We start from the raw sequence: 21,508 nt of genomic DNA, 5'->3' as shown, positions 1-21,508 counted from the left end.
TCATATTTTAGAGGATGTGTGTCAAGTTTCATTTCTGACTCACTGTGTGACTCGAAGTCTTTGTTTATCATTGCACGCAGATAACACGCCAGCTACACTGAGGTTTGTGGGAAAAAGTACCTGGATTTTAATTTCATTCGGTACATAGGCAGTTACTTTAGAGATATTTTTGGGAACCCTAGAACTGTAGTTCTAAAATTGTGCCCTTAAAATTTATGAGCAATTCAATAAGTACTCTTAATCTTTCTTTAGAACGAGATATATTTTTGCGTACATTAATCAGAGAATTGTCTGGTACCTTGCAAGATGTAGTTGGCTTAGAAGAAGCCTCTGGATTTATTAGCGTAGTTGGTGAAAGGATGGGTAGGCAGATAAACCTAGATTACAAATCTGCCCTCGAAGTTTCAAATCTTTCTCGAAAGCAAGTAGCTGATGTCTTAGTTGATTTAAAAAAACGAATTCAAGGCGATTTCTATATTATTGAGCAGGATGATGAAAAAATTGTTTTTGGCAACCGCGTTTGTCCATTCGGCGAAAAAGTTCTTAATCGGCCTGCTATGTGCATGATGACTTCAAACGTCTTTGGAACGATCGCCGCTAACAATCTAGGGTATGCGAAAGTTGAGTTGCAAGATACCATAGCACAAGGTGCTTCTGGATGCAGAGTTATTGTTTACTTAAAACTTACTGAAGAGGCAGAAGATGCAGAAGGTCGAGAATATTACAGGGGAGTAGAATCTCTGTAAACTCTTCAGCAGTAAAAAATTCCCAAATACTAGCTATAGTGCAGATTGCTAAAGTATGGTCAAATCTGAAATTGGAAGTGTCATGAGTCCTGAACAATTTCTGGAACTTGCCAAAGTTTTACCAGAACCTTTGCTTTTGGTGAGTAGTAAGGGTGAACTGTTAGCCAGCAATCAACCAGTAGCAGATATGCTGGGATTACGCCGTCAGGAGCTGCGAGGCAAAATGCTCTTTGATCTGGTAACTGAATGTGCCAACGATATTATAAAGTACCTCCAAGCTTGTTCTAGTAGCAGAGCAATGATTTTAGGCTCCCTAACTTTACGTAGAAATGATGGGCAAACATTAATATGCCGCAGTCAAGGAGCAGTTATTCAACCCTGGTCTGCTGAATCTTCAGCTTTAATTGTTCTGCGCTTGGAAAATAGAACTGTAGCCAGCAATAATTTCCTGCTACTCAACGATAAAATCGAGGAGTTAGCAAAAGAAGTTCAGAAACGTAAACAGGCAGAATTAGAACTCCAGAAAGCAAATGAAGAACTAGAAATTCGGGTTGAAGAACGTACAATTGCTTTACAAGAGACATTAAACGAACTACAAATTACTCAAACTCAGCTTATTCAAGCTGAGAAAATGTCTAGTTTAGGTCAGATGATTGCTGGTATTGCCCATGAAGTTAATAATCCCGTCAGTTTTATTTATGGTAACCTTCACCACGCCCATAAATACACTCAAGATTTACTGAAATTGCTACAAATTTATCAACAGGCTTGCCCTAATCTTCCTTTAGAACTTGAAAAGCAAATAGAAGAAATAGACTTAGATTTTCTAATTGAAGACATAATTAAATTATTTGATTCCATGAGAGTGGGAACAGAACGAATTCGGGAAATTGTTCAATCACTGCGAAACTTTTCGAGACTTGATGAAGCCGAACTTAAGCAAGTTAATATCCACGAAGGAATTGATAGTACCTTAATGATTTTGGAGCATCGTCTGCAAGCCACACAAGAGTACCCAGAAATCCACGTCATTAGAAAATATGGGCAACTACCGAATGTAACTTGCTACCCCGGTCAACTCAACCAAGTGTTTATGAATATCCTTGCGAATGCGATCGATGCACTGGAGCGGTCAGCGATCGCCGGTCGGTGGTCAGCAGTCAATTCAACAACAATCGATAATCCCCAAATTGAAATTAGGACTGAGGTAATCAATCAAAACTGGATAATGGTTACTATTGCTGATAATGGTTTAGGAATAAATGAACAAGTTCGCTCAAAGCTATTTGACCCATTTTTCACCACTAAACCCGTAGGCAAAGGCACTGGGCTAGGTTTATATGTAAGCTATCAGATTATAGTTGAAAAACATGGCGGAAAACTGAGCTGTTTTTCTACTGTAGGAAAAGGTGCAGAATTTATGATTAAGATACCTGTTAAATAATTCTTAATTTGTAATTAAATTAGGCTTTCTTTATTTTTAATTTTGAATTCGTATTAAATTGTATAATTCAGTAATTTGGAATCTCTTGTAAAAGATATTAGGGAAATCCAAGAAATAAAAACAACCGCTTGAAGTTGGTGACTGTGGTCATTGAATCTCGACTCACTTCGACGCCGCTCAGTGCAAGTCGCTCGATTTGAGCGTAGTCGAAATGAGCCGAAATGAGCCGAAGTGTTGACTGTGAATAGGGGGATATTTTTTATTTGGAAGTCCCTTAAAGATATTAACAAACGCCTGTTTGCTAACAAGCAAACAGGCGCGTATTTAGTAGCACAAAGTTTGATTGAGACTCAGATGATTAAATCTTAGCAGTGGAATCAACTGAGGGTTGAGATTGACTCACTGAATCTAACTTTGGCAAAACTGGTAGATTTTCTGCTTTTAGACCAGCATTGAGTGTTGCTTGCAAAATGGAGGTATGGGAAATGGAATTGTTAGCCAATGTAAATAGTGGATTTGACAAAATCCCTGCGATGGTAGTGGCAATTAATGTGACCACTAACCCGACCTGCAAAGGTCTAAATCCAGGCAAATTCCAATTGATTGGCGGATAATTTTTCACTGCGTCAGACATTTCATGGGGTTCCTTAACTACCATCATCTTGACTACACGAATGTAGTAGTAGATGGAGACGACGCTAGTAACTAAACCTAGCAAGACTAATCCATAAAGACCTGCTTGCCAACCAGCCCAAAACAAGTAAATCTTGCCGAAAAACCCAGCCAATGGGGGAATACCACCCAGGGAAAGCAGGGAGATGCTTAACCCAAGTGTTAGAAGTGGATCTTTTTGATATAAACCAGAGTATTCGGCAATCTGGTCTGTTCCTGTGCGTAAGGAGAACAGAATAATGCAGGTAAAGCCGCACAGGTTCATGAACAAGTAAACCAATAGGTAAAACAGCATACTGGCGTACCCTGCCTGTGTGCTAGCAATTAAGCCGATCATCACAAAGCCAGCTTGGGCAATGGATGAATAAGCTAGCATCCGTTTCATGCTGGTTTGGGCTAGGGCGACTACGTTACCCAAAATCATACTGAGAACGGCTAGAGCAGTGAAGACAAACTTCCACTCGTCAGCAACAAGAGGGAAGGCTGTTGTCAGCAAGCGGATAGCTAGGGCAAATCCGGCTGCTTTGGAACCAACAGATAAAAAGGCGATTACCGGGGTGGGAGCGCCTTCGTAAACGTCTGGTGTCCACTGGTGGAAGGGTGCGGCGGAGATTTTGAAGCCAATACCTGCGATCGCAAAAACCAGAGCAATGACTAAACCTAAAGATTGACCAGCTTTTGCTGTGGCAATGCCATTGGCGATCGCACTTAGTTCAGTTTGTCCACCCGATAGTCCATACAGCAGTGATACACCGTACAAAAATATTGCTGTACTGGAAGCTCCAATTAACAGGTATTTCAGCGCCGCTTCGTTGGAGCGGGGGTCACGCTTGGTATAACCTGTCAACAAGTAAGATGAGATACTCAGGGTTTCTAGGGAGATGAAAATCATCACCAACTCACTAGCCCCAGATAAAAACATCCCTCCCAGGGTAGCAGTCAGCAAAATAGCAATGAATTCGGCTAAAGCGGTGCCGCTTTGTTCAATGTAGCGAATTGACATCAATATAGTAAGAGCGGCAGATAAGGCAATAACACCGCGAAAGACTATACTGAGGTCGTCACCAATGAAAGCACCAGTAAAGGAGATGGGATTGGAAGCATCCCATTGGAAGTATAGGGCGACAATGGAAGTCAGTAAACCCGCGATCGCCAGATATCCAATCCAGCGCGAGGATGTACGCCCCAAAATCAAATCAACAATCAAAACCCCCAAGAGGGTGAGAATAACAATCCCCTCTGGCAAAATTGTTCCAGCATTTAACTGGGATGCAAGATTAGCAAAATCCATGAGATGTATAGGTTTTGGCGATTAGACATTAAGGCTAACTCTGTTCATTCTATCTATTGTTCTTTACCAAAGTTGCATTAAAGTTTTTGTCTTCAGCTAAAACTTGCTTTTGGGTGCAAGCGGCTCTAACAAAGAGTAGCAGCTTGTTGCTACGCCAGACTACTATACCTACCATCAGATTAAATTATGTTGAAATGTAGCCTTGGCTCGTTTGCAATCAACATTCACATGTAGTAGAAATAAGCAGCTCAGTTATTCTCTGAGCTGCTTATATACTATTTTGCAGATTCAGTTGTATACTAAACTGCTAGTTTTGGGATACTTTGTGCTTGGCGATCGCCTTTAATACTTTTGCTTTGGTGAATTACCTCATAAACTTAATAAGGTCGTGAGTATCCACTGTTATTTTTTTCCCAATTACCACCACCAGAGCGATTATTTTTCTCCTCTCGTGGTCTAGCTTTATTCACTTTCATTACACGACCCATCCATTCAGCACCATCCAAAGCCTCAATAGCAGCATCTTCTGCCGCTGCTGATTCCATTTCCACAAAACCAAAGCCTCGTGCGCGTCCTGTTTCCCTGTCTGTGGGCAATTGAACGCGTTTAACTGTGCCGTACTCCGAAAATACCTTGCTCAGTTCGTCTTGCGTGACGGTGTAGGATAGGTTCCCTACGTAGATTGACATGAAACTCTCCAAAATCCATTGATGCAGAGATGTTTATCGGTGGAGCTGCTTGTAATTATTGCTAACAACAAGATTCAGATTGCCGAACTTTACTTCTCCAAAATTATCCTACCATAACTTTTTATCTGGCCAAGGCCAAATTCGTATCTTTGTCCTCATGTATGGTAAAATCCATCGGCTCTGTCTATAGTTACCATATTTATTTTTTAGTTTATTGTTCAATTCCAAAATCAGGTTTGGACACCAAATTCTTCTGAATCTACACCCCAATTTACCCAGCGAATTGCTTCACGCGCTGAGTTGATATTTGGTGGAACTCGCAAGGCGTGAATAAATCCTGTACTAGGGCAAGTCATTTTTAATAAATAAATCGGCTCGATATCCACATTGTTATCAATTTTTAATAGTGTATATTCTTGCCAGTTGTCTAATTCAATAGCTTGTAGTTCTTGGCAGATTCTAGCGTAACCGATACCTTCAATTAATACTCGCCGTAGTTCGGCGTTTTCCTCTAATAAAAGCCATTGAGATTGCCATTGCTGCGGGTGGATTTTACCGTATTTTTCTGGCAAGGTTACACCGTGGTAGGAGTAGAGGCTATATCCATCAATAAATTCAATAGCGGGTTCGCCTTCAGCGTGGAGGCGGTTTTGATTGTCAAAAGATAATTTTGTGGGGCGATCGCAGATCAAACAGAATCTTTCAAAAGGGAATATCATCCCTCCTACAACCACTATTTCCTCTACTAACTTATAAATTTTATGGCTACATTTACAATTTAGCTCTGAAATGAAAAAATCAAAAGTCGCAGCAGTATATAACCAATATAATGAAGAAACATTTTTAGCGTTCACTTTTTTAGACCAAAGCTGCCAAACTATTTCAGATTGATTTAAGCCAAGAATTATATTTAATAAATTAAATGCCTCTTCTCCAAAAAAATCTGTTTCTAGCTTCTCGTTATAAGCTAATAAGTGTTTGTCATAAAAAGAGGCAATTCTCTGTAAAGATACTTGTCTTTTAAAGTTTCGTAGTTGAATTTTTACATAATCCTCTAAAGAATCTACTAAATTACTTTCTAGCCGATTTTGAGATGAATTAATTAAGAGCATTTTGCTAATAGCCGCATTAGGGCTATTAGCAAAAATAATTTCTGGAACTTTCTTTTCCAAAAGTGAGTACAAACTCTCAACAACTCCCGCCGCCTTCTCTCTATCAATTCGCTCAGTTGAAAGCGCGATCGCTCTCCACTTATCCCGATAAACTGGAATCAAAGCCTCTTGCTCAGGCGTTAGCGTGTGAATCATTTTTACTAATCAAGAATTTTTACCTATTTGAACAATTTCTAAATGGGGAAGTCCTTTAAGTAATTATGTTTGCACACCAAATTCTTCTGGATCTACACCCCAATTAACCCAGCGAATCGCTTCACGCGCTGAGTTGATATTCGGTGGAACTCGTAAGGCGTGAATAAAGCTTGTGCTAGGACAAGTCATTTTTAATAAATAAATTGATTCTTCATCAACATCAGCATCAATTTTTAATAACGTGTATTCTTGCCAAGTATCTAATTCAACAGCTTGTAATTCTTGGCAAATTCGAGCGTAACCAATACCTTGAATTAACACTCGGCGTAGTTCGGCATTTTCCTCTGATAAAAGCCAGTTACCTTGCCATTGCTGCGGGTGGATTTTACCGTATTTTTCAGGCAATGTTACCCCATGATAGGAGTAAAGGCTATATCCATCGGTAAATTCAATGGCAGGTTCGCCTTCCGCGTGGAGACGATTTTGATTGTCGAAACGCAGATGAAGGGGGCGATCGCAGATAATACAGATGTCATCATACGCAAACAACCAACCACATTCTTTAATTAAAGATTGAAATACTTTCCATTCTTGTTGAGGATAAACAATGTTCAAAATAGAGATACAGAAATCAAACCCAGTCATCCAATTAACGTGACTTTCAGGTTTAAAACACTCATTAAGTTGCATTTCAATCCACCACGAATGATCCTCTGGTTGATCGTTTAATTGAGTGCTAAATCTCTCATTTAAGTCGTTGAATATTTCATGATTTAAAGGATCATCTGCCACACGATAAAAACAGTTGTCTAATTGTTGGCTTCCCAACTGCTGATTGAGTATACTCGAAAGTTCGTGAGAGAAATGAGCCGAAAATAAGCCCCCTAAACTATTTGGTTCATTAAGGTAACTGTCTAGAAATTCTGGTGACAATCGTTTTAGCATCCAGTTGCAAGCTGCATAAGGACTATCCTGAAAAAAGATTTCCGGCTCTTCATAACCAAAGTCAATTGCAACATAGGCAGCTTTAACAACTTCCGCCGCTTTTTCACGATCAATTCGCTCAGTTGAAAGGGCGATCGCTCGCCACTTCTCTCGATAAACTGGAATCAAAGCCTCTTGCTCAGGCGTTAACTTTTCAATCAGCGACATAACGCCAACCTTCAGGCTCGTATTCTCGCTGAATTTTCACCATCCAGTCACCTTGGGGAATAGAAATAACTTTATGCTCCTCATGAGCTAGCAATGCCGACTCAGAAAACACACGCAAATAGAGTGTGCTATCTTTTTCGTATAATTCCGCCTTAGCCTCAGTAATCTCATGTTTATGACCTGTAACTTCGCCTTCTGCCAAAGTTAAGTGAGGTATTTTTTGTCCTTCCACCTGCTGCACAGGTAGTAAGATAACATCACCTTGACGAATTGGTTGCATAGTTCTGCTTCCCTCAGATGGGTACAAACCCTACTTCGCTTTTGCTCTCAAGTTTGATTTAATTTTGGCACAAGCTTTTAGGGAATGGGCATTGGGCGTTAGGAGTGCTGAGTTAGGAGTGCTGAGTTAGGAGTTAGGAGTTAGGAGTTAGGAGTTAGGAGTTAGGAGTTAGGAGTTTTGTTTGTCCCCTTGTCCCCTTGTCCCCTTGTCCCCTTGTCCCCTTGTCCCCTTGTCCCCTTGTCTCCTTGTCTCCTTGTCCTCCCCTGCTCCCCTGCTCCCCTGCTCCCCACTCCCCACTCCCCAAATTTTAAAAACTGTAGTCGCCAATTATGCGTTAGATAAGTTAAAGATTGAAATAGCTGGAAATTCACACCCAGCATTTCCCTCCTCTATCCTCTGGGACATACTGGGTAATAAGTTCAGCGGTTTTTCTCCTAAGCAGACAGTTTGTGTGAGGATTAAATCACCGCCCTAAGCGTGACGTTTTATCTTGACAATTTGCAAAAATTACCTCAATTTGACTGTTTAGCTTAGCAGCTATTCTTTTTTTTGAAATTTCCATGTCAACTCTCGTCATCGTCGAATCTCCAACCAAAGCTCGTACCATTCGCAACTACCTGCCATCAGGCTATCGGGTGGAGGCGTCTATGGGTCATGTGCGTGACCTCCCCCAGTCGGCTAGTGAAATTCCCGCCGCTATCAAAGGGGAAACATGGGCGCAGCTGGGGGTAAATGTGGACGCCGACTTTGAACCGGTATATGTTGTCCCGAAAGACAAAAAGAAAATTGTCACCCAACTCAAAGATGCCCTCAAAGATGTAGATGAACTGATTCTGGCAACGGACGAAGACCGGGAAGGTGAAAGCATTAGTTGGCATTTATACCAATTGCTCAAGCCAAAAGTCCCGACTAAGCGGATGGTGTTTCACGAAATCACCCAAGAAGCCATCAAAAAAGCGCTGAAAAACTGCCGCAATATCGATGAGCAGTTGGTTCGTGCCCAAGAAACGCGGCGGATTTTAGATCGGTTGGTGGGTTATACTCTGTCTCCTTTGCTATGGAAAAAAATCGCCTGGGGATTATCTGCTGGGCGAGTGCAATCTGTAGCTGTGCGAGTTTTAGTCACTAGAGAACGCCAACGCCGCGCTTTCCATGAAGGTACGTACTGGGATTTGAAGGCTAGTTTAGAAAAGGAAAAAACCCCCTTTGCTGCCCAGCTGGTGACACTGGGAGGAACCAAAATAGCTAACGGTAGCGATTTTGACGCCACAACCGGACAAATTACCGCAGGTCGCAATGTTTTGTTGCTAAACGAAGACCAAGCGGTAGCCCTCAAGGAACGCCTAACTGGGAAAACCTGGAGTGTTACCGAGATGGAGGAACGTCCAGTGACGCGCAAACCCGCGCCACCGTTCACCACTTCGACGTTGCAACAAGAATCTAACCGGAAATTGCGCCTCTCCGCCCGTGACACTATGCGGGTTGCCCAGAATTTGTACGAGCAGGGGTATATTACCTATATGCGGACAGATTCGGTGCATTTGTCAGATCAAGCGATCGCCGCTGCTCGCAGTTGTGTAGAAAAACTCTACGGTCAACAATATCTCAGCCCCCAACCCCGGCAATACACCACCAAATCCAAAGGCGCACAAGAAGCACACGAAGCAATTCGCCCAGCAGGTAGCACCTTCCGCACTCCCCAAGAAACTGGTTTAGGCGGTCGGGAACTTGCTCTCTACGATTTAATTTGGAAACGTACCGTCGCTTGCCAAATGGCTGACTCTCGGCAAACCCAAATTACGGTGCAATTGCAAGTTGAAGACGCCGGATTCCGTTCCTCTGGTAAGCGGATTGAATTTCCAGGATATTTACGTGCTTACGTTGAAGGTTCAGATGACCCAGAAGCAGCACTGGAAGACCAAGAAGTAATTTTGCCTAGTCTGAAAGTAGGCGATCGCCCCAATTGTACCGAACTCGAAGCAGTGGGTCATGAAACCCAACCGCCAGCCAGGTACACCGAAGCTACTTTGGTGAAAACCTTAGAAAGCGAAGGTATCGGTCGTCCCAGTACCTATGCCAGCATTATTGGCACTATCATCGACAAAGGTTACGCCCATTTGGTGAGTAACGCCCTTATACCCACCTTTACTGCTTTTGCAGTCACCGACTTACTGGAAAAACATTTCCCCGACATCGTTGATCCGAGTTTTACCTCGAAAATGGAGCAAACTCTCGATGACATAGCCACAGGTGAAGCTAAATGGCTACCTTACCTGCAAAAGTTCTATCTGGGAGAGAAAGGCCTAGAAACTCTGGTCAAGGAACAGGAAAGCCAAATTGATGCCACGAAAGCCAGAACCGTAGAACTAGAGAATCTAGATGCCAAAGTCCGCATAGGGAAATACGGTCCTTACATTGAAGTCGAAAATGGTAACGGTGTTGTCACCGCGTCAATTCCCAAAGACTTGACACCAGCTGACCTCGACCCCAAACAGGTAGAAGTATTGCTGCGGCAAAAAACCACCGGGCCTGACCAGGTGGGTCGGCATCCCGAAACTGGCGAACCAATTTATGTGAAAATCGGTGCTTACGGGCCTTATGTCCAATTAGGTGACAAAACTGAGGAAAACCCCAAACCAAAACAAGCCTCACTACTCAAAGGTGTCACCCCAGAAACTGTTACCCTGGAAATGGCTGTTGGTCTGTTGGCACTACCCCGGACATTGGGAGTTCATCCAGTAACTAGTGGCAAAATCCAAGCAAGTTTGGGACGCTTTGGCCCTTATGTCGTTCATGACCAGGGTAAGGAGGGAAAAGATTATCGCTCTCTAAAAGCTGCTGACAATGTGTTGACAATTAGCCTAGAACGTGCATTGGAATTATTGTCCGAACCAAAAAAGGGACGCAGTTCCACCAACAGCAAGTCCAAGGCAGCCTTACGTGAATTGGGCACACATCCAGAGGACGGTGAACCAGTCAACATCTACGATGGTCCCTATGGACCTTACATTAAGCATGGCAAAACTAATGCTAGTATCCCGGAAGGTCAATCTGTAGAAGATGTAACTCTAGCTGCGGCCTTGGAATTGTTGGCAGCTAAAGCATCCACAAGTAAATCGACTCGTAAAACAACTAAATCAACGAGTTCGAGATCTAAGTCAACTAGCAAATCATCAACGACAGCTACGAAAAAGAAGGCCGCAGAAAGCTAGTTGCAAGTTCAGAGTCAAAAGTCAAAAGTTTAAACATTTAACCCTTACTCTTGACTCTTGACCCTTGATACCCATCCTTGATAGGATGCAGTTCTATAGGTTGCAAGTGTGATACTCTAAAAGGTAAGGGAAAACACAACCCCAAATTTTAGAAGTGGCTAATGTCCCAAATACGGGATTGTGTATTAGCTCGGTTAAAAGCCAGAGGTGCAAAAATACGCAATTCGCTGCGTACTTGTTAATCAAAAATTGAGGTAGTATCTCAGGAGCGGTCAGTTCATGGACTATATAGAAAAGGTGCTAGAAAAGCTTAAAGAATTAGCACGTAGGCTAATTGAGAGCCTTTTAGGGCCAGAGGCTGAGCCGGAACCGGAACTGATTCCGATTCCTGTGAACGATCGCTCGCGTCGTCGTTACTAGCCCGAAAGTGCTAAACCCGACGTTGGAACCCTTAAGCATTCTGGCACTGCATGGGCCAAACTTAAATTTGCTAGGACAGCGAGAACCAGGAATTTATGGTTTGTTGACATTAGCAGAAATAAACCGTCTGTTAGAAGAAGAGGGATTAAAACTACAGGCGAAAGTTTTTCCATTGCAGTCCAATCATGAGGGGATTTTAGTAGATACTATTCATGAAGCATTAGGTCAATATCAAGGAATATTGATTAATGCCGGGGCATATACCCACACTAGTGTGGCGTTGCGAGATGCGATCGCTGCCGTTAATCTGCCTACAGTAGAAGTGCATTTGAGTAACATTTACCGTCGGGAAGATTTTCGCCATCATTCGTACATCGCCCCAGTAGCCATCGGGCAAATCAGTGGTTTTGGCTCTCAAAGTTATTTGTTGGGTCTACAAGCACTGGTGCATCATTTAAGAAGTATTTAAAAAATTCAAAATTCAAAATTCCAAAAAGTTTTAGTCTGGGATTTAAACCCTCTAATTTACAATAAGGAGCTTCCAAATCAAAAATACTCAACTACTTCTTGTGGAATAGGAGTCTTATCCGCCCTTGTACACCGACGGTCATGTTTCCCACCCCACAAGATTGGGTAATTTATTTGTTGGAAGTCCCTTATCACCAAAAATGAATTGACTTTAGAGTTGAGATTTTGGATTTTGGATTAAATTCTTCAATCTAAAATCTAAAATTTTATGCGTTACTCTCTTATAAGTCGGTTTCGAGGCACTTTACTTGGAGCATCCCTAGGGGGAAGTTTAGCCTCTGGTAGTAGAATACAGTCTCAGAATTACCTGGATTTTGGCAGAATGGCGGTTTTGGGTATCCAGAGTTTAATTAGCCTGGGTAGATTAGATTTAGATGATTGGATAGCGCGTCAGCAACAAGAATCTCTTCATTTAGCAGAAACTGATGTCATATCAACAAACATAATTCTTGCCACAGTGCCAGTAGCACTTTTTTGTCACGATAATCCAATTAAGCTACGAGAAAACTTGCTAAATGTACTAAAACTCTGGGAGTATGACCCAGTAGTGCAGGATGGAACACTAGCAGTAGGATATGCGATCGCTTTAGCCCTCACTGAGAAACTCGATGCCCTAACCCTCATACCCCAAACAATATCCTTTCTCCAAGAAACGCCGACATCAATACCAAAAAAATTATTAAGAGTTCAAAATTTATTGGAACAAGGGGCTGGATTAGAAAGGGCGCAAGCTGAGTTTGCTGGCAGAGAAAAGCTAAGTAACACCATTGCTATGGCATTTTACTGCTTTCTCGGTACATTGGAAGACTTTCGTCTTGCAGTTTTGCGAGCTACTCACAATGGTGATTCTAAAGTGCAAGATTCTACCCGACTAATAGCAGAGTCTACAGGTGCAATTACTGGGGCTTTATCAGGCGCACATAACAGTACAGCAGGAATTCCTCTAAATTGGCGAGTCTTGCTTTTGCAGAAAGATTCTCCAGCATCAGAACTGACTAGCTTTTCTCAAATGTTAAAATTAGCTGATGCACTTGTGGCTGTGTGGTCAGGATTGTATTATGATATCCGCTTAAATCCAAAGGAGTTAACTGACGAGGGATGTGCTATGTCTACGGTAGCTCCGCTTTCGGTTTACGCAGCTCCTCGTGTTATTCGATCGCGTTAATGCTATTTTCAGAATCAAAATTTAGGAGCGTCTCCGCATCTGGTCATAATCAAGACGTTCTCGAAGAGACGCTCCGAAGGACTACGTGGACTTGCTCTAAGCGTTGGCGCAGCCTCTCGTAGACAAAGCTTTACGTTGCGCTATTAGTGGATGATTGGAATCCCCCACCTAGAAGTATCCGAAATCTATAAGGTGGGTATCTAAACCCATTTATTCATCCACAAATCGGACTCCAATTCCCAAGCTGAATTTTGTTTTCGACCTAATTTTGTAGGTAGCTCCCGTCACCGTACTTGCAATAGTAGCCCCAGATTGGACTTCCCTGATGATTGTTTTGTTTTGAGCTAAGCTAATGAACATTCAAGTTCCATAGATTCAGGGTTGAAGTCTCTGACTACAAAGAAATCATCCTGGAAAAATCAACATTAGCTTATCAAAGTCAGCAATTGCAGGCAGAGATAATGAAAACGACCAAGCAATTTTTGCAATTCTTGACCCAGCAATTATCTTACTGGCGGCGATGGTACAGATTACTACGCCGTAAGGGAAGTTTATTTGGGAAAATGAAAAGTCCCAAAAACGAAAGCCATAGAAGCGAACTTCTAAGAGCTATTGTGAGGGATGTAATCTCGTTTTTATCAAAAACCAACGATAAAAGCGTAGGTGTCGCTAGCAGTAGACACCGCCGAAAACAAGAAAGAGCGCTAAAGTTCATGACAAAATCAGTGGAAACGAATGGTTTCAACTGGTTACATCAACAGCGTTGGTTCGTGATTTTAGCGATCGCTATATTGTCCCTCACAGGCGTTATCGGGCATAAATTATACAACCAGACTCAAATAAAAATAGGGAATCCCGCACCGCAAACAATTAAAGCGCCCTATTCAGATAAAATTGAAGACCAGAAAAAAACAGAAGCTGAGCGTAAAGCTGTCAGTAAAGGTTTCATTCCAGTGTTGATGCTTGATGCCGAAATGAATCAACAAATCAACGAAAATTTGCAACAACTCCTGGATGATGGTAACGAAATTCGCAGCATAGCTGGAGCTTTTCCTTTTTTTGATAGTGTCGTTTTTTCCAGATATACCCAGCGTTACCTTCGTTCTTGCTCTGAATCAGAATGGAAAGCAGTGCTAGGGGCTGTAGAAAATAATCCAAACCAGCAGAAAAAAACACCAGGACGAACCACCACTTCATCCCGTCCATCATCTACAACTGCACCTAATCAAGGACGCCAGCCAAGCACGACACCAAGCCCAGTCCGATCAAAAGAGGGAACCCCTGCACGGGGTTGGCTCCCCAAATCTAAATCTAATTCCCAGAGTTGGGAAAAAGCAGAGTCAGCTGATTTTTCTCAAAACACTGATTTTACTCAAGCAATAGCAGAACTAGAAGCTTACCAACTCACCAGTCCGGAAAAAAGCTTATCTTCACTCATTGCCCAAATTGAACAAGCACGTCAAAGATATACCCAAGCTACCGCCAAACTTTTACAGTTGGAGAGCGTTCGGACAGAAACAGTATATGAGGAATCTCTGCTTTTAGACTTGTCAGATTTGGAGTGGGAAAAAACACAAACGGGAGTCCATCAGAGTGCTGAACGGATTCTTGCTCAAGGCATTCCCCAAGGACTACCAGCAAACATCTTAGAGGAGGCGGTAAATTTACAAATCCATACCTTTGTACCAGAAGATGCCGAACCTTTAGCAACCAAAGTGTTGTTAGCTGTACTCCAGCCAAATCTGCAAAAAGATGAAGAACAAACCAGACAAAAGGCTCAAAAAGCCGCTGCTGGAGTCCCATCTGTGATGGTGAACGTACAGCATGGTCAGGTGATTGTCAAAAAAGGAGAGCAGATTAGTGCATGGGATTTTGAGGTGTTGCAGCATTATCACTTGATTCGCCGGGAAGTTAAGTGGCTGGAATTAGTGAAGTTAGGAAGCATTATTAGCGTCGCCATTGGTATTTTTGCCTGGGTAGAACGGCATATTAATTGTGAATTGCGACAACGCGATCGCCTATTGGTCTTACTGCTGAGTCTCAGTGTACCAGGAGTAATCATCATCGGATTGCCCTATACTACCTGGAGTGCCCTTGGTTTATTATTGGGAAGCTTCTACGGTCCTACTTTGGGGTTGACGGTTGTGGGACTGCTGTTGCCAATATTAGGAATCAGCTTGGAGATAAGTAAGGCTGCACTTTTAGCTGGTGTAGGGGGAGGAGTATTAGGTAGTTGCATTGCCCAAAGATTGCGATCGCGTGAGGAATTAGCATTATTAGGTGTGGCGATCGCCTTAACTCAAGGTGCTATTTACCTGATTGTTAAAGTATTAATTGGTCAAGTATTTGGTTCAACTTGGTATATTGTCCTCCAAGAAGCAGGGTTATTTGCTGCATCTGGCTTTGTTTGGAGTGTTATAGCCTTAGGTTTGAGTCCTTATCTGGAAAAAGTTTTTGATTTAGTCACTCCCATCCGCTTAGCAGAGTTGGCAAATCCTAACCGCCCCTTATTAAAAAAACTTGCTACAGAAACTCCTGGAACCTTTCAACATACGCTCTTTGTGGCTACCCTTGCCGAAGCTGCTGCCAAACAACTAGGATGCAATGTTGAATTAGTTAGGGCTGGGACATTATACCACGATATTGGAAAAATGCACGACCCACTAGGCTTTATTGAAAATCAAATGGGGGGACCAAATAAACACGATACAGAAATTAAAGACCCTTGGAAAAGTGCAGAAATTATTAAAAAGCATGTAACTGAAGGGTTGGTGATGGCGCGTAAACACCTCTTACCCACAGCGATTCAAGCTTTTATTCCAGAGCATCAGGGAACTATGCTGATTGCCTATTTCCATCACCAAGCCCAGCAAATGGTTCAAGAAGATCCAAGTTTAACGCTAGACGAAGCAGATTTCCGCTACGATGGACCGATTCCCCAGTCGAGGGAAACAGGAATTGTGATGTTAGCTGATGCTTGCGAAGCAGCGCTGCGATCGCTCGAAGCATCAGCAAAACGTCCCGTACCTGTGAAAAGCAAGGTAAGCGAGACATCTGCGGGAGAAGAAAAGCGATCGCATAAAGATGTCTCCACCGAACAAGCTTTAACAATGCTGAATAATATTCTACGTGCCAGATGGCAAGACAATCAACTTGTAGATTCAGGATTAACACGGGAAGAAATGTCACAAATTGCCCAGATATTTGTGGATGTTTGGCAGCAATTTAATCACAAACGTATCGCTTATCCTAAATTGAAGGCTAGCAGCACTGTGCGAAATTCGTAATGTTTGTCTACGTTGCAAAATGCTGAATTGTTATTTTAATTAAATATCCCAAATTGGCATCATCCATCATCTTTTAGGAATCTTCCCTAGAACCCTAAGTAACACACTCGAATACGCTTTTCCTTGCACGACAGATTTTTTAGGTAAACTGTTACACATTTAATTTGTACATTTACCTGATGACTTATGACTTTTAATCGTCAACAGTCAACAGTCAACGATCATCAAGAGTATTTATATATTTTAGACGCGCATCAGCTTAAAATCCCTATTGGTCATTTTGCTCAAATTCACATTCTCTACCCAGAAACAGAAAAAACAACTAAGACGTTTATTCTTATGTATTCTCAAGTGAATAATCCTTTGATGAAATTGTTCTTTAAAAACTCAGTTTTACAAGCAGTAGCTACAATCATAGAACAGGATACAGGTGCAGTTGAAAGTTTGTATCCCTGGCAAAAACTAAAAATTAGATTGCCAAATGAAGAGATTATGTTCTATGCTGAAAAACTCTACCATAATTGGTAATTTGCCTTGTTTCAATAAAAACCCCTGGTAGTTAGCCAGGGGTAATGCAAGTCAGTACTTTCGCATGGAATGTATCCTACTCCAATACCATACCAAGCTTGTAATTTACAGATATGCCATTTTGCCAAACAAAAAAAGCCCTCAGTAGTAAGCTGAGGGTTAATTTTTTTGGAATAGCGGTAATCTACAAAGTTATTATTCCCAGCTAAGTAGGAAATGGAACCAAAATAGAATTAGAAATTTCCATATATGTATTATTTATAAAATCATATGCCTTTAAATAAGTAAAACTCATGATTTATATTAGTTTTGCTCAATTAAGAAAACTTGATTAAATTATGTAAAGCAGTGTTTCCCCTTAGATTTAGCGTCTGCACAAGCCGCTGCTGTAGCAATAAGCGCTCCTGCTATCAACAGTTAAGGGACATCCAAAAATTACATTACTCAATTTTTGCATCCAATAGGAGCAGGGGAACAAGGGGGACAAGGTAGACAAGGTAGACAAGGGGGACAAGGGGGACAAGGGGGACAAGGGGGACAAGGTAGACAAGGAGCAATACCTCTCCCTTGTTTCTCCAAAGCGATTGATTATTTTAATTCTCAAACTTAGTTAAATCGGAAACGCTCCCTGTTTGCAGAGAGCGTTTCTGTTTTTGTAGATTTTGATAAGTCAAAAAGTTTCTTTTCCAAAAACTCTAGGTAGAATACATAAGCCTCACCTTTTTTCCTCATATCATGGGCAACACTTTTGGTCATCTATTTCGGATCGCGACTTTTGGCGAATCCCACGGCGGTGGTGTGGGGGTTGTAATTGATGGTTGTCCTCCACAACTAGAAATTTCGGCAGAAGAAATTCAAGTAGAACTAGATAGAAGGCGTCCGGGACAAAGTAAGATTACCACCCCTCGGAAAGAAGCGGATACCTGCGAGATTTTATCAGGGGTATTTGAGGGTAAAACTCTGGGAACGCCTATATCAATTTTGGTGCGGAACAAAGACACTCGTCCCCAAGACTACGACGAGATGGCCGAGAAATATCGTCCTTCTCACGCCGATGCGACTTATGATGCAAAATATGGCATTCGCAATTGGCAGGGTGGGGGTAGGTCGTCAGCGCGTGAGACAATTGGTAGAGTAGCAGCAGGTGCGATCGCTAAAAAAATTCTCCGTCAAGTTGCCAATGTCGAAGTTATCGGTTATGTCAAGCGCATCAAAGACTTGGAAGGTGTAGTCGATCCAAATACTGTCACCTTAGAACAAGTGGAAAGTAATATCGTCCGCTGTCCTGATGCTGAATGCGCTGAACGCATGATTGAATTAATTGAACAAACTGGTAGACAAGGTGATTCTATTGGTGGTGTAGTAGAATGCGTGGCGCGAAATGTGCCTAAAGGTTTGGGCGAACCAGTATTTGATAGATTGGAAGCTGATATCGCTAAGGGTGTGATGTCTCTCCCTGCTAGCAAAGGCTTTGAAATCGGTTCAGGTTTTGGCGGAACGCTGTTAACGGGAATTGAGCATAACGACGAATTCTATATTGATGAAAATGGGGAAATTCGCACTGTAACTAACCGTTCTGGTGGGATTCAGGGAGGAATTTCTAACGGCGAAAATATCATTTTACGAGTTGCATTTAAGCCCACAGCGACAATTAGAAAAGAGCAAAAGACAGTAACTCGTGAAGGTGAAGAAACCCTATTAGCAGCAAAAGGAAGACACGATCCTTGTGTGTTACCGCGTGCAGTTCCAATGGTAGAGGCGATGGTGGCACTGGTGTTATGTGACCATTTGTTACGCCATCATGGACAGTGTAAGGTGTTATAGGAATTCTACTTTGACTGTCAGAAAATATTTATGCTTCGAGGGTGGGTATTTTACTCGCCCTTTTTTTTGGGTATTGCTATAGTAGCGGATAACACATTAATCTAAGTGCGATCGCATCTGTTAGCAATATGGACAAAGAATCTCAAAATTGCTTAGAACACTTTGCTGCTTTAAAGTCCAAATACCAAGCAACTCAATATCAAGATTCATTACCCCCTAGTTTGCTGTATCTCATACTACGAAAAATTGACTTAGGAATTGAACTCCTTGACTTAGAATCTAATTGGTTGGGAGAGTCTCAGCTTGAGGAGACTTTAGAAGCTATCAAGCAAGAGCAGCAACATAAAGTACAAGAATTCAGAAATCTAGAATTGGAATTTTCCAAATTAAAGTCTAAGTACAAAGCCACGAATTATAACGTTTCCTGGCAATCTACTCATCTGTATTTCATACTTTTGAAACTTGAATCAGGAAATTTACTCACTGATTTAGAAGTTCAATGGCTGAGAAGAACTGGTTTATATGAAACAAATCAAATTGCTCAAGAAGTAAAGCGATTTACTCAACTTAAATCTAAGTACAAAGCTAGTCAATATCAAGACTCATATCCTGATAGTTTCCTGTATCAAATACTAAAAAAGTTAGAGCTTACAGAACGTTTAAGTGATTCTGAATATAATTGGCTGCTCAATAACCAACTCTTGGAAACAGCAGAAATTTTTCAACAACAAGAGTCAGTAAAAGAAACTCACTTTGCTCAATTACGAGATAAATACCAAGCTAATAAACATCTGGATTTATCATTGTGGAGTCCACTATATCCAATACTGCAAAACATTGACGCAAAAGATAATTTGAGTGAGTTAGAAATTAGCTGGCTCGAACAGCAAGGACTTAACGAAACAATTATCATTGCTCAAGAATTGGAACAAACACGAGAATTTGCTGCCTTGAGAGTTAAGTATAAAGCAACTGAGTATCAGGATTCATCGCCTAAGAGTCACCTGTATAAAATTCTCAAAAGGCTTGATTTATCCTCAAACCAGTTAGGTGAACAGGATATCAACTTCCTGAAAAAGCGTAAGCTGACTAAGATAATAGAAATTGCTAACGAAAAATATGCTAATACTCTCAAGTTAAATATAGAATCAGGAGAAACTCTAAACGAATTAGAAATTGAGTGGCTAAAAAATAATGGGCGGGAAGATATCATTATTCTTGCACAACAAAAACATTTTGCTATTCTCAAGAAAAAATATGGATTGATAGAACCTTCACTTCCGCTAGAGCCATTTTACGCGATCATGGTCAAATTAGAGAAAAAAGAACGGCTAGATCCTAAGTTGGTTTTGCAGCTTATGGAAGAGAAACTATTATCTCCTGACGGGAAAATTGCTCTTGCATATTACAGGCTAGAAGCAGAGTTTTATGAGCAGGAATTTCACCGCACTGGAAATAAATGGGATATTCCCACCGCTAGTAGTTATTGGCGCAAAGCAGATGAACCTGAACAGGCATTAAAACTTACTAACTTAGACTTAAACCAAATCAAAGAAAGCAAGCTAAAGTCAGCAATTTCAGTTACTAGAGGTGCAGCATTCAGAGATAAGGATAACTTAGCTGATGCAGAGATTTGTGCGAAAAAAGCTATGGAATATCACCCTGATAGTCATCAACCTTATACCTTAATGGGTGCTATATGTTATGACAAAAGTGACTATCCAAAAGGAGATTATTGGTATGAACAAGCAATTAACCGCGGTGCTAAACCGGAAGATATAGATGATGATAGAAAACGAGTAATCAGGAGTACAAAAGATGAGAATAAACGACATGAAGCAGCAGACTATTTGTTAAGAAAAGATGCAGTTCGTTATGCTTGGGCTAAATCTTATCTCAAAAAGCCGCAAGATAATAGTAGGTAAACTGGGTTGCATCGCCAAAATTTCAACGCATGACCAGATTCATTCATGACCAATTTGCCAAAGACTACCTCGAACAATTACTTACTCCTTACGGCGAAGTCCAAGCAACTAGACGAGTCGCAGGAGAAGTTAGACAGATTGATTGATGTTTATTTCATTCCCAAACCACAACCAAGGGACATACCACAAACACTCGGATTATTAGGTCAAATCGTCACTACCCCTTCTCTACTTGAACCCTTTCGTAACGCAGCCTCAGCTACAGAAATTTGCGATTGTCTTTTAAAATTATTAGAGGTGCGTGGCGATTTACAACGACAAGTAAATCGGAATAAAACTCGTATTCTAGAATCTGATTTACCAAAGTTATGGATTCTTACCCCCACAGCATCCACACAACTCTTATCAGGATTTGGTGCTAACCCAAAAGATGACTACCTCCCTGGAATATACTTCATGCCAGAATATTTGCGTATCGCGATAGTAACAATTCATCAGTTGCCATCTATCTCAGAAACCTTATGGCTGAGAATCATCGGTAGGGGAAACGTTCAAAAGCAAGCAATTGACGAACTAGAAGCACTTACTCCTGATAATCCTTTCCGAAAAGCAGCGTTAGAATTGCTGTACAACTTGCAACAAAACTTACAAGTCACTCAAAATAAAGATGAGGAAGATAGGGAATTGCTTATGCGATTAGCACCACTTTACCAACAAGACCGCGAACAAGTGATACAAGAAGGAGAACAACGGGGACTCCAAGCAGGAATTCAGCAGGGAGAACGCTTAGTAGTGGAAAACTTGCTCAAAGTTCGCTTTGGTGAAATAGATAATGAGCTTCAAGCAATTATTGAACGTTTATTGTCCTTACCGCCAGAAGAGTTTACGCCTTTACTGTTGCAGTTGTCTCGTGAAGAATTAATTCATAGGTTTTGCTAGTGTTTATCGCATATCCTTGAATGAGTTTTATTTTGTCATGCTAATTGCATTTATAATCGGTCTTTTTTGGTGGTTAATATACATAAATTACAATTTTTA

At 41.5% G+C, this 21,508-nt stretch carries 15 protein-coding genes and 1 pseudogene; 11 read left to right on the top strand and 5 right to left on the bottom strand.

Annotated features, from left to right (window positions below; translation table 11 throughout):
- Positions 1 to 215: 215 nt before the first annotated feature.
- A complete protein-coding gene (locus ACFG4S_RS24275) occupies positions 216 to 746 on the top strand; it encodes a methanogen output domain 1-containing protein (RefSeq protein ID WP_392531503.1) in 531 nt (176 codons plus the stop codon).
- Between the two features lie 82 nt (positions 747 to 828).
- On the top strand, positions 829 to 2,190 hold the full coding sequence (locus tag ACFG4S_RS24270; RefSeq protein ID WP_392531502.1) for an ATP-binding protein: 1,362 nt from the start codon (positions 829 to 831) through the stop codon (positions 2,188 to 2,190).
- 358 nt (positions 2,191 to 2,548) lie between these two features.
- Here the strand turns inward: ACFG4S_RS24270 and ACFG4S_RS24265 are convergent, their stop codons facing one another.
- The 5 genes from ACFG4S_RS24265 to ACFG4S_RS24245 form a co-directional block, all read right to left on the bottom strand.
- Positions 2,549 to 4,153, bottom strand: coding sequence for an NAD(P)H-quinone oxidoreductase subunit N (locus tag ACFG4S_RS24265; RefSeq protein WP_392531501.1), 1,605 nt, complete (start codon positions 4,151 to 4,153; stop codon positions 2,549 to 2,551).
- A 377-nt stretch (positions 4,154 to 4,530) separates the two neighbouring features.
- Positions 4,531 to 4,842 (bottom strand): RNA recognition motif domain-containing protein, encoded by a 312-nt coding sequence (locus ACFG4S_RS24260; protein ID WP_392531500.1) that lies wholly within the window; start codon positions 4,840 to 4,842, stop codon positions 4,531 to 4,533.
- A 230-nt stretch (positions 4,843 to 5,072) separates the two neighbouring features.
- Positions 5,073 to 6,149 carry a DUF6745 domain-containing protein gene (locus ACFG4S_RS24255; protein ID WP_392531499.1) on the bottom strand — a complete coding sequence of 359 codons (1,077 nt, stop codon included), beginning with the start codon at positions 6,147 to 6,149 and terminating at the stop codon, positions 5,073 to 5,075.
- A gap of 63 nt (positions 6,150 to 6,212) precedes the next feature.
- Positions 6,213 to 7,301 (bottom strand): DUF6745 domain-containing protein, encoded by a 1,089-nt coding sequence (locus ACFG4S_RS24250; protein ID WP_392531498.1) that lies wholly within the window; start codon positions 7,299 to 7,301, stop codon positions 6,213 to 6,215.
- Positions 7,288 to 7,581, bottom strand: a complete 294-nt coding sequence (locus ACFG4S_RS24245; RefSeq protein ID WP_392531497.1) for a hypothetical protein — start codon at positions 7,579 to 7,581, stop codon at positions 7,288 to 7,290. The genes ACFG4S_RS24250 and ACFG4S_RS24245 overlap by 14 nt, the downstream gene beginning before the upstream one ends.
- Positions 7,582 to 8,141: 560 nt before the next feature.
- Between ACFG4S_RS24245 and topA the strand changes: the two genes are divergently transcribed.
- From topA to ACFG4S_RS24200, 9 genes and pseudogenes are all read left to right on the top strand, one after another.
- A complete protein-coding gene (topA, locus tag ACFG4S_RS24240) occupies positions 8,142 to 10,793 on the top strand; it encodes a type I DNA topoisomerase (protein WP_392531496.1) in 2,652 nt (883 codons plus the stop codon).
- 279 nt (positions 10,794 to 11,072) lie between these two features.
- Positions 11,073 to 11,213 carry a hypothetical protein gene (locus ACFG4S_RS24235; RefSeq protein WP_179064338.1) on the top strand — a complete coding sequence of 47 codons (141 nt, stop codon included), beginning with the start codon at positions 11,073 to 11,075 and terminating at the stop codon, positions 11,211 to 11,213.
- Positions 11,214 to 11,235: 22 nt separating this feature from the next.
- Complete coding sequence (aroQ, locus tag ACFG4S_RS24230; protein ID WP_392536067.1) at positions 11,236 to 11,682, top strand: type II 3-dehydroquinate dehydratase; 447 nt, start codon at positions 11,236 to 11,238, stop codon at positions 11,680 to 11,682.
- 267 nt (positions 11,683 to 11,949) lie between these two features.
- A complete protein-coding gene (locus ACFG4S_RS24225; protein ID WP_392531495.1) occupies positions 11,950 to 12,906 on the top strand; it encodes an ADP-ribosylglycohydrolase family protein in 957 nt (318 codons plus the stop codon).
- A 461-nt stretch (positions 12,907 to 13,367) separates the two neighbouring features.
- Positions 13,368 to 16,193, top strand: a complete 2,826-nt coding sequence (locus ACFG4S_RS24220; protein WP_392531494.1) for an HD family phosphohydrolase — start codon at positions 13,368 to 13,370, stop codon at positions 16,191 to 16,193.
- 186 nt (positions 16,194 to 16,379) lie between these two features.
- Entirely contained in the window at positions 16,380 to 16,721 is a 342-nt protein-coding gene (locus ACFG4S_RS24215) for a hypothetical protein (protein WP_392531493.1), read from the top strand.
- A 735-nt stretch (positions 16,722 to 17,456) separates the two neighbouring features.
- Positions 17,457 to 18,545 carry a chorismate synthase gene (gene aroC / locus ACFG4S_RS24210; RefSeq protein ID WP_392531492.1) on the top strand — a complete coding sequence of 363 codons (1,089 nt, stop codon included), beginning with the start codon at positions 17,457 to 17,459 and terminating at the stop codon, positions 18,543 to 18,545.
- Between the two features lie 128 nt (positions 18,546 to 18,673).
- Positions 18,674 to 20,470 (top strand): hypothetical protein, encoded by a 1,797-nt coding sequence (locus tag ACFG4S_RS24205; RefSeq protein ID WP_392531491.1) that lies wholly within the window; start codon positions 18,674 to 18,676, stop codon positions 20,468 to 20,470.
- A gap of 29 nt (positions 20,471 to 20,499) precedes the next feature.
- A pseudogene (locus tag ACFG4S_RS24200) lies at positions 20,500 to 21,409 on the top strand (hypothetical protein).
- Positions 21,410 to 21,508 lie beyond the last annotated feature (99 nt).

Origin of the sequence: Nostoc sp. C117, assembly GCF_043099735.1 — a bacterium.
Taxonomy (GTDB): Bacteria; Cyanobacteriota; Cyanobacteriia; order Cyanobacteriales; family Nostocaceae; genus Nostoc.
The sequence above is the reverse complement of the archived record's forward strand: the minus strand, read 5'-3'. Positions and strand labels throughout refer to the sequence as shown.

Coding starts and splice junctions, on each gene's coding strand:
- ACFG4S_RS24225 (WP_392531495.1), top strand. CDS start 11,950: ATGCGTTACTCTCTTATAAGTCGGTTTCGAGGCACTTTACTTGGAGCA.
- ACFG4S_RS24245 (WP_392531497.1), bottom strand. CDS start 7,581: ATGCAACCAATTCGTCAAGGTGATGTTATCTTACTACCTGTGCAGCAG.
- ACFG4S_RS24255 (WP_392531499.1), bottom strand. CDS start 6,149: ATGATTCACACGCTAACGCCTGAGCAAGAGGCTTTGATTCCAGTTTAT.
- ACFG4S_RS24205 (WP_392531491.1), top strand. CDS start 18,674: ATGGACAAAGAATCTCAAAATTGCTTAGAACACTTTGCTGCTTTAAAG.
- ACFG4S_RS24220 (WP_392531494.1), top strand. CDS start 13,368: ATGAAAACGACCAAGCAATTTTTGCAATTCTTGACCCAGCAATTATCT.
- ACFG4S_RS24275 (WP_392531503.1), top strand. CDS start 216: ATGAGCAATTCAATAAGTACTCTTAATCTTTCTTTAGAACGAGATATA.
- ACFG4S_RS24265 (WP_392531501.1), bottom strand. CDS start 4,153: ATGGATTTTGCTAATCTTGCATCCCAGTTAAATGCTGGAACAATTTTG.
- ACFG4S_RS24235 (WP_179064338.1), top strand. CDS start 11,073: ATGGACTATATAGAAAAGGTGCTAGAAAAGCTTAAAGAATTAGCACGT.
- ACFG4S_RS24215 (WP_392531493.1), top strand. CDS start 16,380: ATGACTTTTAATCGTCAACAGTCAACAGTCAACGATCATCAAGAGTAT.
- topA (WP_392531496.1), top strand. CDS start 8,142: ATGTCAACTCTCGTCATCGTCGAATCTCCAACCAAAGCTCGTACCATT.
- ACFG4S_RS24260 (WP_392531500.1), bottom strand. CDS start 4,842: ATGTCAATCTACGTAGGGAACCTATCCTACACCGTCACGCAAGACGAA.
- ACFG4S_RS24270 (WP_392531502.1), top strand. CDS start 829: ATGAGTCCTGAACAATTTCTGGAACTTGCCAAAGTTTTACCAGAACCT.
- ACFG4S_RS24250 (WP_392531498.1), bottom strand. CDS start 7,301: ATGTCGCTGATTGAAAAGTTAACGCCTGAGCAAGAGGCTTTGATTCCA.
- aroC (WP_392531492.1), top strand. CDS start 17,457: ATGGGCAACACTTTTGGTCATCTATTTCGGATCGCGACTTTTGGCGAA.